This is a genomic window from Pedobacter terrae (assembly GCF_900100705.1).
GTDB classification, from domain to species: domain Bacteria; phylum Bacteroidota; class Bacteroidia; order Sphingobacteriales; family Sphingobacteriaceae; genus Pedobacter; species Pedobacter terrae.
On sequence record NZ_FNCH01000001.1, the window covers coordinates 359,770 to 373,812 of the forward strand.

Here is a 14,043-nt window from a genome sequence, read left to right on the forward strand (position 1 = left end):
AATGAACCCATCAGTAGCCGTTGTAATTTTAAACTGGAATGGAAAAGCGTATTTAAAACAGTTTTTACCCGGAATTTTGCGCTCCGAATATGATAACCTGCAAATCGTTGTAGGTGATAATGCCTCTACCGATGATTCTGTTTCATTTTTGCGAGAAAACTTTCCTACCGTTAAAATTATTCAGAACGACCAGAATTATGGTTTTGCTGGAGGCTATAATAAAGTTTTAGAACGTGTGGAAGCAGACTTTTTTGTGCTGCTTAATTCTGATGTAGAAGTAACGCCGAATTGGATCAAACCGGTGATTGATTTGATGGAAGGTGACGCGTATATTGCTGCTGCTCAACCTAAAATTAAATGGCAGTTAAACAAAAAACAATTTGAGTATGCAGGCGCTGCGGGAGGCTACCTTGATATTTATTCTTTTCCTTTCTGTCGCGGCAGGTTGTTTAATGTTTACGAGTTTGACGATGGCCAGTATAATGATGCAACAGAAGTTTTTTGGGCAAGTGGAGCGGCTTTTTTTGTTAAAAGCAAATGCTGGATAGAAGCCGGTGGTTTAGATGCCGATCTTTTTGCACATATGGAGGAAATAGATCTTTGCTGGCGTTTAAAAAACCTCAATTATAAGATTATGTATTGTCCGGATGCTGAAGTATACCATGTAGGCGGCGGAACTTTACAAACTGAAAATCCGTTTAAAACTTATCTTAATTTTAGGAATAACCTGATTATTATGCAAAAAAACCTCCCAATAGGTGATGCTATTTTCAGGATTACCATCCGAATGTTTATTGATTTTATTGCCTGGTGGCATTTTTTACTGACCGGGAAGCCTAAATTTACGATGGCTGTAACCAAAGGTCATTGGCATTTCCTTAAATCGCTTTTAAAAACCAGCAAAAAACGGAAAGCGTTTCAGAAAGATTATGTTAAACATACCGGGGTGTATAATAACAGTATTGTTTGGGCATTTTTTATTAAGAAAGTTAAATATTTTTCGGAGTTGAAATAGCTCTAGCCTCGTTTTGAGGCTGTATCTCACTTTGAATTTGTCACGCTTAGCCTGTCGAAACACCTTGTAAGACATTTTTAACAGGTCCTTCAAAAAGCTCATGATGACAATATTTATAAGACAGCCTGCGGAAAAAAATAGGACCTTTTTAAAAGATTCACGATTAGGTTATATACTTCTCGAATCAGGACCTTTAGGGCAAACTACTTTAAAGATTCATTGATTGATTTTTCTACCCAGTATATGGTATTGGAAGCTAAACCCAATGTACTAAAGGCGATATAACCTTTTTTGTCAACCACAACATGAGTTGGGTAACCTTTAACGCCATATTTGTTGGCTATATACCTCCCGCCGTCTACAATGTTATAATCAAAGGCTGTAGATTTAAGAAAACTTTTCAGATCATATTTTTCATCCAAAGCAATGCCCAGGAAAACAACATCTTTATTGTCTTTATATTTCGCTACCAGTTCATTTAACTGTGGAATTTCTTTTTTACATGGGGGACAATTGATAAACCAGAAATTAAGCACAAAAATTTTTCCGGTACTATCTCTTAAATCGTATTTATTGCCATTCATATCGGTAATTCTTAAGCCATTAAACAGATCGCCTTCCCTAAAAGACTCGCTCGTTCTTGGTTTTGGAATCTTATCCATATAAGCCGATTTCTGATCAGCCGATAGCTCATAAATCAAATATTCTGGATGACCGCTCTCGGTAAAAGTCTTCCGGTTTTTAATGCCGTACCTGCCCGTTTGCATCAATTTTTTCCAGGCATTAAACGGATACACCAGACCATCTTCTCCCCTAACAACCGATTGTTCGTTCAATACATTTTTCTTGATGGGATTTTCTTGCGCATAACTAAAAAGAGCAGTAAATAAAAGAGCGATAATGATTAGATTTTTGAACATTTTATGATAATTTAAACCAACAAACTTTCTATTGCCAGGCGGTAACCCTTCATTCCAAACCCGGTTAAAACTCCTTGACAGTTTTTTCCCGTCAATGATACATGGCGATAATCTTCACGGGCATATATGTTTGAAACATGAACCTCAACCACTGGCGTTTTAATGGCGGCGATGGCATCGGCAATGGCTACAGAGGTGTGTGTGTAACCGCCTGCATTTAGCACTACCCCATCATAATTGAAACCAACCTCGTGTAGTTTATTTATAATTTCGCCCTCCACATTACTCTGGTAATACTGGATTTCGATATTTGGGTAAACCGTTTTTAATTCTTCAATATAATCTTCAATGCTGGTATTTCCATAGATAGACGGTTCCCGTACGCCTAATAGGTTTAAATTTGGACCGTTAATAATTTGTATTTTCATCATATAATGTTGTAACGTTGCAATGTTATAAAAAATCTCAAATAAAAGCATGCTTTGGTCATCATATATTAAAGGCTTTAAATCATATTTAAAACTGGAACGGTCTTTATCCGTGAACTCTATTGATGCCTATCTAAACGATATCAATAAACTGATCCAGTATTTTGAATCGTTGAATGCAGAACCTAAACTTGCAGAGATTACCATAATCCAGTTAAAATCTTTCATCTCATGGTTAAACGAAATGGGGATGCTGCCGAGTACGCAAGCCCGGGTAATATCGGGTTTAAAGGCTTTCTTCGCCTATTTGACGATAGAAGATCTGATTTCAAACGATCCAACAGCATTACTGGAAGCGCCGAAACTCAGCAGAAAGCTACCTGATATGCTGAATATTTATGAAATTAATGAACTTATAGCTACTATAGATGCTTCAAAACCTGACGGAATGCGCAATAAAGCCATTATAGAGGTTTTGTACGGCTGTGGTTTAAGGGTAACTGAATTAACCGAATTACGAATATCAAATCTGTTCCCAAAGATTGAATTTATAAAGATTATTGGTAAAGGAAATAAAGAGCGTTTGGTACCTATAGGTAGTGTTGCGCTTAAACTACTTGACATTTATATTAACGAAGTTAGGGTACATGCCAATATTAAAAAAGGACATGAAGATTTTATCTTTCTAAACCGTTTTGGTGCTAAACTTTCCCGTATTTCTATCTTTAACTTAATTAAAAGCCTCGCTAGCTCTGCAGGAATAAAAAAAACGATCAGTCCGCATACATTAAGGCATTCGTTCGCAACACATTTAATTGAAGGTGGTGCTGATTTGCGTGCAGTACAGGAAATGTTGGGCCACTCGAGTATTACCACTACAGAGATTTACACGCATATAGACCGCGATTATTTAAGAGAGGTGATTACCCAGTTTCATCCGAGAGCTTAATTTTAAACAAATTTAAATATGATTAATGTTACAGTTCCATTTGACAAAAGCATTTTCATTAAAAGTAATAAACTCAAATTTAGATTAGAATATAAACAGAGTTATATAAAATTGCTCATTTATGTTATGCTAACAATGGGATTAATAATTTTAATTATTACAGATAAAGGACCATCCTCATCGTTTTATGGGATAGCTGGAATGATACTTTTCATATTGACTTTAAATTATATCTTAAGAATGATAAATGTACGAACACTTTTTTTTAGAGAAATGGATGCCCTGTGTGAGAAACATGAGCAACAGAATTTCATTTATACTTACGAATTTACTAATGATGAGTTTAGTTATTCTGATAATGAAAAAAGATTTCATTTTAATTGGGGAGCCTTCTCAAATTATTCGGTTATCAATGACTTCTTTATATTGTTGATTGACAAAAGAATATTTTTCATGCTGCATAAATCTGAAACAAGTGAGTCACAATTTAATGATATCATTGAATTAACTAATTCAAAGCTGAGTTTTAAAAAAGTTTAATCATCCTAGTCTTACCCAAAACAGCTAATTTTCCATGCATCCGTGAATAATTTTAACAACAAAGGCACAAAGTTGAATTATAGTTTTTTCGCTGGTCTATGTCTCCAGACCTTTGGACACCTGACTTGGTGATATCTTCCTTACCATTAAGAAGTTGAGGACATTAAGAATTCTCCGTGAGTCCTATAGCGGCAGAAATTGATCATTGTTTATCAGTTTAGATTCCATCATCCATTTTCAGTCGTACTTCTTCCATCAAACCCCTGCTTTTATCATCCTATCTTTACCTTGCATATCTTGCCTTAACTCAATGTTTATAAAGCCTTTATCTGTTAGCATTTTAATGGTTTCTTTGCCCAAATATTCGTTAATTTCAAAGTAGAGCTGTCCGTTTGGTTTTAAGTTTGTTTTCGCAAAATCTGCGATGGCTTTATAAAATAACAAAGGGTTCTCATCAGTTACAAATAATGCCAGATGTGGCTCATGTAACAGCACATTATGATGCATTTCTGATTTTTCTAAATCTCTGATATAAGGGGGGTTACTGACGATGATGTCAAATTTTTCTTCATATTTAAAATGTAATATATCTGCCTCTATAAAATTGATTTCAACACCAATTTGTCTCGCATTCTGTTTAGCGACGGCGATAGCTTCAGGAGAAATATCCAAGCTAGATACCTTTGCGTTTGGCAGATATTTTTTTAGGGTTATGGGGATGCATCCAGATCCGGTTCCAATATCCAGGATGCTTAGCTTTTTGGGAGGGGTCAAACTGTCAACTGTAAACTGCATATTGCAAACTGATATGATCCACTCTACCAGTTCCTCTGTTTCAGGCCTGGGTATCAATACATTTTCATTTACGTTAAAAACCAGTCCATAAAAATGTGCTTCCGCTAAAATATGCTGAATTGGTTTTCCAATCTGCAAATCGTTAAGGATACTCAACAATTTTTGCGTATCGATATAACTGATATCGAGATCTTTTTGCATGATCAGTTTACCTGAAGATATGGCTAAAACTTTTTCGGCGGCAATACTAAACAGTGTTTTAGCCTCGCTACTATCATAAAGTGGCTCAAGTTCAAGTGCGTAGTGTGCCGCTAGTTCTCCTATCTTCATATTTGCAAAATTACTTATTTGAGATGATAACCGCATTCTTTTGATAAGGCCATGACTCTTTTTTTGCTACTTTTGCGCTAATGAGTGATGAATTTTATATCAACCGATGTCTTGATCTTGCAGCCCTGGCTATGGGGAATGTTAGCCCTAATCCGATGGTTGGTTGTGTGATTGTCTTAGACGGTAAAATTATCGGCGAAGGCTATCACCACGAATATGGAAAAGCACATGCGGAGCCTACTGCAATCAAAGCTGTATTTGATGCTTATGGCAATGAGGCCGAAAATCTACTGAAACAGGCTACCGCCTATGTTAATCTGGAACCTTGTGCACATTTCGGGAAAACGCCTCCGTGTGCCGATTTATTGGTCAAACATCGCTTAAAAAAAGTAGTTATTGGCAATAGAGATCCTTTTTCAGGTGTTGATGGAAAAGGGATAGAAAAACTCAAAAATGCAGGTATTGAAGTGGTAAGCGGGATTTTGGATGATAAATGCCGTTATTTTAACAGAAGATTTTTTACCAGGATACAAAAACAAAGACCTTATATTATTTTAAAGTGGGCTGAAACCGCCAATGGATACTTTGCAACAAAAGATGGCCATCAGAAGTGGATTAGCGGTGCGTTGGCTAAGCGTTTGGCACACCGGTGGCGGACCGAAGAGGACGCCATCCTGATTGGCAAACAGACCGCGATCATGGATAATCCACAGTTAACCTCGCGTGAATGGCCGGGCAAAAATCCTATCCGTTTGGTAATCGATAAAAACCTGCAGGTGCCGTTATCTAATCATATTTTTAATACTGAAGCCAAAACCATCATATTTAACGAAATTAAAACCGATGTAGTTGGGGACATCCATTATATCCAGATGGAAGACATGCATTTTTATCTGGCGCAAAAAATCGCTTTTCAGCTTTACCTGATGGATGTACAATCGGTTATTGTTGAGGGTGGTGCCAATATTTTGAATCAATTTTTAAACACTAATTTATGGGATGAAGCGCGTATTTTTACCTCTTCTACCAGTTGGAGCGATGGGGTTTCTTCTCCAAATATTAATGGAAGCCTGCAGGAAACCCTACAGATCGGAAATGACAAACTCTCTATCTATCTAAACAACATCGAATAATGATTTATATTATTTTAAGCATTTGCTGCAGTGTTACGGTGGCTGTTTTATTAAAACTGTCGAAACGATACCAGATTAGTGTGATCCAGGCCGTCACAATCAATTATCTTATTGCATTATGCTTATGTTTTCTTTTTTTTAAGCCAGATGTTAAAGCGATTACTGCCAGCGCACCATGGCCTATATATATTTCACTAGCCGTTCTATTGCCCTCCATATTTTTATTTCTTGCGGCATCGGTAAAAAAACTTGGCATTGTTAAAACCGATATCGCTCAACGTTTATCGCTATTTATCCCTATCCTGGCGGCTTATTTTATTTTTAAGGAAGACTTTAATAACCTAAAAATTATTGGTTTGGTAATTGGTTTTGTTGCTATTGTCTTAACTTTTCTCCGAAAATCTGATCATCAGAAGACCGGAAAAGAAAATCTCCTCTACCCCATTATGGTTTTTATTGGTTTTGGCGTTATAGATGTACTTTTTAAACAAATTGCGCTGTATAAAGAACTGCCCTATACTTTCTCCCTCTTTACCGTTTTTGGTCTGTCCTTTATAGTTTCTTTACTACTGGTAATTATTATGGCGGTGGCTGGCAAAATAAAAATACAATTGGTAAATGTGGTTTGCGGATTCATTTTAGGCTTGTTCAATTTTGGGAATATCCTTTTTTATATGAAAGCGCACAAAGCCTTGGCAGAAAACCCTTCTACCGTTTTCGCAGCAATGAACCTGGGGGTAATTATTGTAGGTACCTTAATTGGTATAATGGTGTTTAAAGAAAAGCTGAGCAAATTAAATTACGCAGGCATCATTTTGGCCATTGCGGCTGTTATCTTCATTACATTATCACAACATGCTGTTCGATGATTCGTATAAAACAATCGAAAATGCTTCAGAAGGCATATTTCGAGATAAGGGAAGTAAATTTATTGCTTACGCCTACCCCATTAGTAGCGAAGGAGAAGTAAAGCCGATTATCATGAACCTGCGGTCTGCAAATGCAAAGGCTAATCATTTTTGTTATGCATACCGCTTAACACCTAACAGGTCGGTTTTTAGGGTAAATGATGATGGCGAACCCTCAGGTACTGCCGGACGGCCCATATTGAACTGTCTGTTATCAGAAGATCTTACCAATATACTCATTGTAGTGGTACGTTATTTTGGAGGTACTTTATTGGGTGTTCCTGGTTTAATTAACGCTTATAAAAATGCTAGCATAACAGCCATTAAAGCTTCAAAGATTATTAATAAAACCGTTAATGATGTATATGAAGCCCATTTCGAGTACCTACAGATGAATGATGTCATGAAATTGAGCAAAGAGGAAAATCTGCAGATTTTGGCACAGCAGTTTGATACCAACTGCATATTGAAATTTGAAGTGAGAAAAGCCCAACTTAATCAGGTTTTAAGTAAATTTGATAAAATTGAAGGTGTTAAATTAAAATATCTACATACCATTTAACAATTACATAGTTCAGTGATTTTCGCATGAAATAATTAGAACGAGCGCAAAAACAATCAATATGAAAATATCAGAAAGCGATCTAATCATCAATCCCGATGGCAGCATATACCACCTCAATCTTTTACCTGGAGATATTGCCGATACTGTGATAACCGTTGGAGATCCTGACCGTGTTGGCGAGGTAAGTAAATACTTTGATGAAATAGAATTTAAAAAAGGAAAACGCGAATTTATTACGCACACCGGTTATGTAGGCAAAAAACGCATTACTGTACTTTCAACAGGAATTGGAACAGACAACATTGATATTGTTTTTAATGAGTTGGATGCGCTTGTTAATATTGATTTCGAAACCCGTGAGATTAAAAAATCACTTACTTCATTAAATATTATCAGAGTGGGTACCTCCGGAGCTGTCCAGCCAGACATTCCGATGGGCACCATTTTGGCTTCATCTTATGGTTTAGGGATGGATGCTTTAATGAATTATTATCTTCAGCAATTATCTGACGATGAACAACTTTTGCTGGATGATATCAAGACTCACTTTAGTAAACTCAACAATATCAATCCTTACTTAACTGCTGCAGATGATGGCCTGTTAAATACGATTGGAAAGGATATGGTTCATGGTATTACCATTACTGCACCTGGTTTTTATGCTCCGCAGGGTAGAATCGTAAGGGCGAAAAATGCGGTTCCGGATTTTATCGGCTTAATTAATAGTTTTAAGCGCAACCAGCACCGCATTACCAATTTAGAAATGGAAACAGCTGGAATTTACGCTCTGGCTAAAGTTTTAGGGCATAAAGCACTCTCCGTTAATGCTATTTTAGCCAGCAGGGTAAAATTCGAATTTAGTAACGAACCGAATAAAATTGTAGAAAAAGCAATTAAAACGGTATTGGAAAGGATTTAATTAGCTAAGTTCTACAATTAATCTTCCTTTTTTGTAGAAAACTTTAATTATAACACTCGTCATCCCGAATTTATTTCAGGGTCTTTCCTGTTAATAAAATATGACCGAGAAGTAGCTGCAAAAAATTGAAAATAATATTTCTTACCTATAAAATGAATTCACGATGACGAATGGGTATAGCAATTTGAACATCATAAAAAGGAGCCTGCCTCAAAATACAGATTCAATAATAGCAAGAGAATTAAATTTGGCGATGTCGTCATGCTCAGCTTGATCCGATAGCTATCGGATGGGCATCTTAATGCTTTGGTATGAACTTATTTAGTTGCTGTTCTAGCGCATTAAGATTAGCTTCGCTGAGCACTTCGTGGTTCCCGTTTTCACGGGAATGACGCCCTTTCAAAATATTATTCTGCCAAAAATCTCCAAAATCATTTCGGAGACAGCCTTTATTTAATATTTTCTAAACCTGAGGAATATTTTCCTTTACCAGTTCATTCCCTTCGGCATCTACATAAGTACAAGTCATCTCATCCAGATCTGTAACCCATTTTTCTACCCCCGCATCTGCAGCCTGCTTACAAAATGTAAGATAATCGGTTTCACCCTGTTGATGTACTTTTAGCGCATGTTCCAGTTTTCCTGCAGACGATTCTTCATTGATTATTAAAGTTGGGTACTCATCTGGACTTACTTGCTGCGCATTATCCTCATCATCAAAATAAATAGCCAAGCCATTACTTACGTAAACATCATTCCGCTTCACGCCCAATTCCTTAATTTCTTTTATAAACTGCGGAAGATCTGCGCCAGACTTAACTTTTGATGTTGCTGCCTGTATATTTTCAATGGTAAACATAACTTATTTATTTAATGAAACTTTGTAAATTGTTGTTTGCGTATACAGTTCATCTGGTCTTAAAATCGTACTCGGGAAGGTTGGGATATTAACTGCATTTGGATGATGTTGCGTTTCAACACAAAAGGCATCAAAACCATTATAATCTTTACCACCCTTTCCATTTTTTACTTCCAAATATTTTGCGGTATATAAATGCGCTACCGGTTCTGTCGTATAAACGCTTAAAACTAAACCGCTTTCTTCTTCAATTGTTTTGCTGGCCAGTGACAAATCGCCATAAATCTTATCCAAAACAAAAGTTTGATCGTAACCTTCATCTTTATTCCAATCTTGCCCCATTGCTTTTGATTTAGTAAAATCTAACGGTGTGCCTTCAACAGGGATTAGCTTTCCCGTTACCGAATAATTATCGTCCTGCTCTAAATAGTGCGATGCAAAAATCTGTTGCTGATGGTTTTTAACATTTCCACTTTCAGGAGCCAGATTAAAATAACCATGGTGCGTTAAGTTTATTGCAGTAGCTTGATCTGTTTCTGCTTCATAACTTAAAATCAATTCATCATTTTCGGTGAGTTCGAAAGTTAAATCAACAATCAGGTTTCCCGGAAAATTCTCTTCTCCATCTACGCTTTCATATTGCAGGGTAACCGATGATTGCGGTCCATCCATAATTTCAACAATATCCCAAACTTTTTTATCAAAGCCTACTAAACCACCATGAAGCGTATTCTCGCCGGCATTTTGAGCCAACTGATAGGTTTTATCATCAATGCTAAATTTTCCATTTTTTATGCGATTGGCATATCGGCCAATTATAGCCCCTAAATATGGGTATTTTGCCAAATAAGCGGGGTTTAAGTATTCGTCAAATGTATCAAAGCCGAGAACGATATCCTGGTTTTCACCTTTCGCATTCTTCACTACAAATTGGTTGATAATGGCGCCATAATTAAATATTTTGACGTAAGTACCTTTGCTATTGGTAAGTTCGATTGCGATAACTTCTTCGCCATCAATAATTTTTCCGGTTGGTATTTGCTGAACGCTCATAAATTGTAACTTAGGGCTTTTGTTTTCAAACAAACATACCATTATTAATGCTTTTTATAAATATATTTTAGCCCAATGAACATTAACCTACAGGAAAAATTTGCAGCGCAATACCATAAAAATGCCGAAGCTATTTATTTTACACCTGGGCGGGTTAACCTGATTGGAGAACATATTGATTATAATGGTGGCCTGGTTATGCCCTGTGCCATCTCTTTAGGCACCTGGGTAGCCATTGCACCAAACAACGAAGGTAAATTCAGGTTTAAGAGTTTAAACTTCGATTTAGAAGCAACAGTAAACAGCAACACGGTAAACGATAAGAATGGTACTACCTGGGCGAATTATCCTGTTGGGGTAATTAACGAATTTATAAAAGACGGCAGGGAAATCAATGGTTTAGACTTTCTCTTTTACGGAAACATTCCAATCGGATCAGGACTTTCTTCTTCCGCTTCTATAGAAATCGCTACTGCCTATGCACTAAATACCTATTTAAATCTGGGTTACGATAAATTAGCACTTGTTAAAATCGCCAAACGTGTAGAGAATGATTTTATTGGTTTAAATTCTGGTATAATGGATCAGTTTGCGGTTACTTTCGGAGAAGAAGATAAAGCCATTGTTTTAGACTGTGATACCTTAAAATACAAAATGGTTGATGTTGATCTGGGCAATTATGTTGTGGCCATCATTAATACCAATAAGCCGCGCGAACTGGCAGATTCAAAATACAATGAACGTGTTGCAGAATGTCAGGCTGCATTAAAGTTACTAAATGAGGAAATTACACTTCACTATCTTTGCGAACTTAATGCAGAAAAGTTTGCGTTACACAGCCATTTAATCAACGATGAAACCCTATTAAACAGGGCTACACACGTAGTTAAAGAGAACGACCGCGTGCATTTAGCCGCTAAAGCATTAAGCGGAGGTGACTTAACGGCTTTTGGTCGATTAATGTATGCTTCTCATGAATCTTTGCGAACATTATATGAAGTAAGCGGAAAAGAATTGGATGCGGTAGTAGATTTCTGTTCGGATTATAAACATGTAATTGGTGCCCGTATGACGGGTGCCGGATTTGGTGGCTGCGCAATAGCTTTGTTGGAGAAAGGTTATGAAGAAGATTTTGCAAAACACTTAACAGATTATTACGTAGATAAAATTGGTTATCCTGCTACAATTTATGTTAGCAATATTAGTGATGGTCCACATTTAGTAACAGATACAATCGGACAAACATAGATTTAAATATTTCCAAATTGGTGTAATCTATTAATCGGTGTAATCTTTTTAAAATAATGAGAAAATTAAAATTAGACGAGTTAAACCGTCCGGATATTGAAGCTTTTAAAACACAGGAGAAATTGCCTGTGGTAGTCGTTTTAGATAATGTGCGTAGCATGCACAATGTAGGTTCGATATTCCGAACCGCAGATGGTTTTGCACTTGAAAAAGTAGTTCTTTGTGGCATTACTGCACAGCCACCCCATCGCGAAATCGAAAAAACGGCTTTAGGTGCCACGCAATCTGTTGATTGGATTCATTATGCTGATACCGTGCAGGCAGTTGATGCGTTAAGGAGCCTGGGTTATGAAATTGTGGCTATTGAGCAGGCCGAAAATAGTACCATGCTGAATACTTTCAAGCCCGATCCCAATAAAAAATACGCCCTAATATTCGGTAATGAAGTTGATGGCGTTAGTGATGAAGTAATGGCTAAAATTGACGAATGCATTGAAATTCCGCAATTTGGCACTAAACACTCTTTTAACATCGTAATTTCTGCAGGGATCGTATTTTGGGATTTCTTCGCTAAATTAAGGTTATGATATCTTCAATTTGATTATTATCTCATAGCTTACCAAATGCAAAACCTAATAGGTGATTTATTCTCCTTTCACCATAAATAGTCTCAAATAGTTTATCAATATTTTGTACAACCCAGGTATATAGGCTAATCTTAAAATAGATAGATGACCCATAATTAGGGAAAAAAGCTATCTGTTAAATAAAATTTTACCGGGGAAATATTGATCCCAGAGCCCATAATGTATAGTATTTTATACAGTAAACTATAGGGCATTAACCATTACGTAACTTTTTTGTGAAATAAAATTAACATACTAATATTCTGATAATATGTCATTTGCGTAAAAAACATGTTATTTGGCAGGATTTTTTCTTAGACTATGCAAAACAGTATGATAGAAAAACTGTTAAGAGACTAAAAATATAATAACATGAATACGAGAATTACAAAATCAACAATGTTGGTTGCATTATTAGGTTTATCATCACAATTATTTGCCCAGGACACACCAACAACTACAAGTACTACAGGACGTTTCTCTCCTAAAGATTTCCGTACCTGGTCAATAGGTGTAAATGGAGGTTTGCTAACCCCAAGAACTATTTTTGGTAATGCTAACCACCAATTTCAAACTCCGGTAGAACACATCGGTTACGGTGGTTACATTAAAAAACAAATTTTACCTCAATTAGGCATTCAAGCAGATTTCCTTGCAGGTAAAGTTGAAGAATTAAGAATTGCAAATGGTGTTGATGCTGCTGGAAATACTACCTATGCTGCAAATACTGGTTACAAAACAAATATCCAATGGTCTGGAGCTTTATCAGCAGTTTGGAATGTTGCAAACATTAACATTAATAATGAAAATGCGGTAATTATCCCTTACTTGAAAGCGGGTGCAGGTTACATGTCATCTGGTGCTACTACTATGCCAGCTAATACGCAAGACGCAGGTTATTACAGAGAAGGCTGGTTTGTACCGGTAGGTGCCGGTTTGAAATTGGGTGTTGCGAAAGGCATTAATGTAGATTTAGGTTACGATGTAAATTTTGTTAAATCTGCTAAATTTGATGGCGTTAACACCGGTGGTAATGACAGATTTGCTTATGCACACGCAGGTTTAGAATTTGCTTTAGGCAGTAAAGAAAAACCTCAGTTACAAAATTACAGTTCATTAGCAAACTTGCGTAAAGAAAGTGCTGAAGAAAGTACAGAATTAAGAAGAGCATTATCAACAGCTGAGCAAAATGCACAACGTGATAGAGAGCAATATGCTAAAGATCTTGGCGATGATGATAATGATGGTGTAGCAAACAAATTTGATAAATGCCCTGGAACTGCTTCAGGTACAGTTGTTGATGGTTCTGGTTGCCCAATCAAAGTTCAACGCCAAATCATTAAAGAAACTAAAGTTATTACTGAAGAAGACCGTAAAGTAGTTAGAGATGCGATTTCTAACTTAGAGTTCGATTTAGGTAAATCAACTATCCGTTCTAAATCATATTCAACTTTAAATCGCGTTGCTGGTTTATTGGTAGACAAAAACTTTAGCTTAAAATTAGCTGGTCACACTGATAACACTGGTGGTAGAGAGTTAAACTTACGTTTATCTAAAGACAGAGCTGAATCAGTAAAAGCTTATTTAGTATCTCAAGGTGCAAATGCATCTAGAATTGAAGCTACAGGTTACGGACCTGACCAACCAATTGCAACAAACAAAACTGCAGATGGCCGTCAACAAAACCGTCGTGTAGAGTTTACTTTATACTAGTCGTAAATAACGGTTAACTTAAAAGCTCCTCAGATTAATTTC

The 14,043-nt window shown here is 36.5% G+C and carries 15 protein-coding genes; 10 read left to right on the forward strand and 5 right to left on the reverse strand.

Translation table 11 applies throughout. The features are described 5' to 3' along the window. Position 1 precedes the first annotated feature (1 nt). Positions 2-1,015 carry a glycosyltransferase family 2 protein gene (locus BLR60_RS01555; RefSeq protein ID WP_090496295.1) on the forward strand — a complete coding sequence of 338 codons (1,014 nt, stop codon included), beginning with the start codon at positions 2-4 and terminating at the stop codon, positions 1,013-1,015. A 203-nt stretch (positions 1,016-1,218) separates the two neighbouring features. On the opposite strand, the gene BLR60_RS01560 is transcribed toward BLR60_RS01555, so the two are convergent. Together BLR60_RS01560 and aroQ are read right to left on the reverse strand one after the other, a co-directional pair. Beyond that, complete coding sequence (locus BLR60_RS01560; RefSeq protein WP_090496296.1) at positions 1,219-1,935, reverse strand: TlpA family protein disulfide reductase; 717 nt, start codon at positions 1,933-1,935, stop codon at positions 1,219-1,221. An 11-nt stretch (positions 1,936-1,946) separates the two neighbouring features. Next, complete coding sequence (gene aroQ, locus BLR60_RS01565; RefSeq protein ID WP_208600557.1) at positions 1,947-2,363, reverse strand: type II 3-dehydroquinate dehydratase; 417 nt, start codon at positions 2,361-2,363, stop codon at positions 1,947-1,949. A 49-nt stretch (positions 2,364-2,412) separates the two neighbouring features. On the opposite strand from aroQ, the gene xerD reads away from it, so the two are divergent. Continuing rightward, positions 2,413-3,312, forward strand: a complete 900-nt coding sequence (gene xerD / locus BLR60_RS01570) for a site-specific tyrosine recombinase XerD (protein WP_090496297.1) — start codon at positions 2,413-2,415, stop codon at positions 3,310-3,312. An 18-nt stretch (positions 3,313-3,330) separates the two neighbouring features. Then, the gene (locus BLR60_RS01575) at positions 3,331-3,852 is read left to right on the forward strand and encodes a YcxB family protein (RefSeq protein ID WP_090496298.1); all 522 of its coding nucleotides are present in this window, start codon (positions 3,331-3,333) and stop codon (positions 3,850-3,852) included. Between the two features lie 255 nt (positions 3,853-4,107). On the opposite strand, the gene prmC is transcribed toward BLR60_RS01575, so the two are convergent. Further along, positions 4,108-4,977 (reverse strand): peptide chain release factor N(5)-glutamine methyltransferase, encoded by an 870-nt coding sequence (gene prmC, locus BLR60_RS01580; RefSeq protein ID WP_090496299.1) that lies wholly within the window; start codon positions 4,975-4,977, stop codon positions 4,108-4,110. An 80-nt stretch (positions 4,978-5,057) separates the two neighbouring features. On the opposite strand from prmC, the gene ribD reads away from it, so the two are divergent. The 4 genes from ribD to BLR60_RS01600 all read left to right on the forward strand — a co-directional run bounded on the left by ribD (position 5,058) and on the right by BLR60_RS01600 (position 8,502). Further along, complete coding sequence (gene ribD / locus BLR60_RS01585) at positions 5,058-6,110, forward strand: bifunctional diaminohydroxyphosphoribosylaminopyrimidine deaminase/5-amino-6-(5-phosphoribosylamino)uracil reductase RibD (RefSeq protein WP_090496300.1); 1,053 nt, start codon at positions 5,058-5,060, stop codon at positions 6,108-6,110. After that, a complete protein-coding gene (locus BLR60_RS01590; RefSeq protein WP_090496301.1) occupies positions 6,110-6,979 on the forward strand; it encodes a DMT family transporter in 870 nt (289 codons plus the stop codon). The genes ribD and BLR60_RS01590 overlap by 1 nt, the downstream gene beginning before the upstream one ends. After that, positions 6,966-7,580 (forward strand): IMPACT family protein, encoded by a 615-nt coding sequence (locus tag BLR60_RS01595; protein WP_090496302.1) that lies wholly within the window; start codon positions 6,966-6,968, stop codon positions 7,578-7,580. The genes BLR60_RS01590 and BLR60_RS01595 overlap by 14 nt, the downstream gene beginning before the upstream one ends. 61 nt (positions 7,581-7,641) lie before the next feature. Beyond that, positions 7,642-8,502, forward strand: a complete 861-nt coding sequence (locus tag BLR60_RS01600) for a nucleoside phosphorylase (protein ID WP_090496303.1) — start codon at positions 7,642-7,644, stop codon at positions 8,500-8,502. Positions 8,503-8,965: 463 nt separating this feature from the next. Here BLR60_RS01600 and BLR60_RS01605 read toward each other — a convergent pair whose 3' ends face one another. Together BLR60_RS01605 and BLR60_RS01610 are read right to left on the reverse strand one after the other, a co-directional pair. Continuing rightward, positions 8,966-9,361, reverse strand: coding sequence for a DUF1398 domain-containing protein (locus BLR60_RS01605; RefSeq protein ID WP_090496304.1), 396 nt, complete (start codon positions 9,359-9,361; stop codon positions 8,966-8,968). A gap of 3 nt (positions 9,362-9,364) precedes the next feature. Then, the gene (locus BLR60_RS01610; RefSeq protein ID WP_090496305.1) at positions 9,365-10,414 is read right to left on the reverse strand and encodes an aldose epimerase family protein; all 1,050 of its coding nucleotides are present in this window, start codon (positions 10,412-10,414) and stop codon (positions 9,365-9,367) included. 75 nt (positions 10,415-10,489) lie between these two features. Between BLR60_RS01610 and BLR60_RS01615 the strand changes: the two genes are divergently transcribed. The 3 genes from BLR60_RS01615 to BLR60_RS01625 all read left to right on the forward strand — a co-directional run bounded on the left by BLR60_RS01615 (position 10,490) and on the right by BLR60_RS01625 (position 14,001). Further along, entirely contained in the window at positions 10,490-11,662 is a 1,173-nt protein-coding gene (locus BLR60_RS01615; protein ID WP_090496306.1) for a galactokinase, read from the forward strand. A gap of 56 nt (positions 11,663-11,718) precedes the next feature. Further along, complete coding sequence (locus BLR60_RS01620; RefSeq protein WP_090496307.1) at positions 11,719-12,249, forward strand: RNA methyltransferase; 531 nt, start codon at positions 11,719-11,721, stop codon at positions 12,247-12,249. A 411-nt stretch (positions 12,250-12,660) separates the two neighbouring features. Beyond that, complete coding sequence (locus tag BLR60_RS01625; protein WP_090496308.1) at positions 12,661-14,001, forward strand: OmpA family protein; 1,341 nt, start codon at positions 12,661-12,663, stop codon at positions 13,999-14,001. The last annotated feature ends 42 nt before the right edge of the window (positions 14,002-14,043 follow it).

Coding starts and splice junctions, on each gene's coding strand:
- BLR60_RS01555 (WP_090496295.1), top strand. CDS start 2: ATGAACCCATCAGTAGCCGTTGTAATTTTAAACTGGAATGGAAAAGCG.
- BLR60_RS01560 (WP_090496296.1), bottom strand. CDS start 1,935: ATGTTCAAAAATCTAATCATTATCGCTCTTTTATTTACTGCTCTTTTT.
- aroQ (WP_208600557.1), bottom strand. CDS start 2,363: ATGAAAATACAAATTATTAACGGTCCAAATTTAAACCTATTAGGCGTA.
- xerD (WP_090496297.1), top strand. CDS start 2,413: ATGCTTTGGTCATCATATATTAAAGGCTTTAAATCATATTTAAAACTG.
- BLR60_RS01575 (WP_090496298.1), top strand. CDS start 3,331: ATGATTAATGTTACAGTTCCATTTGACAAAAGCATTTTCATTAAAAGT.
- prmC (WP_090496299.1), bottom strand. CDS start 4,977: ATGAAGATAGGAGAACTAGCGGCACACTACGCACTTGAACTTGAGCCA.
- ribD (WP_090496300.1), top strand. CDS start 5,058: ATGAGTGATGAATTTTATATCAACCGATGTCTTGATCTTGCAGCCCTG.
- BLR60_RS01590 (WP_090496301.1), top strand. CDS start 6,110: ATGATTTATATTATTTTAAGCATTTGCTGCAGTGTTACGGTGGCTGTT.
- BLR60_RS01595 (WP_090496302.1), top strand. CDS start 6,966: ATGCTGTTCGATGATTCGTATAAAACAATCGAAAATGCTTCAGAAGGC.
- BLR60_RS01600 (WP_090496303.1), top strand. CDS start 7,642: ATGAAAATATCAGAAAGCGATCTAATCATCAATCCCGATGGCAGCATA.
- BLR60_RS01605 (WP_090496304.1), bottom strand. CDS start 9,361: ATGTTTACCATTGAAAATATACAGGCAGCAACATCAAAAGTTAAGTCT.
- BLR60_RS01610 (WP_090496305.1), bottom strand. CDS start 10,414: ATGAGCGTTCAGCAAATACCAACCGGAAAAATTATTGATGGCGAAGAA.
- BLR60_RS01615 (WP_090496306.1), top strand. CDS start 10,490: ATGAACATTAACCTACAGGAAAAATTTGCAGCGCAATACCATAAAAAT.
- BLR60_RS01620 (WP_090496307.1), top strand. CDS start 11,719: ATGAGAAAATTAAAATTAGACGAGTTAAACCGTCCGGATATTGAAGCT.
- BLR60_RS01625 (WP_090496308.1), top strand. CDS start 12,661: ATGAATACGAGAATTACAAAATCAACAATGTTGGTTGCATTATTAGGT.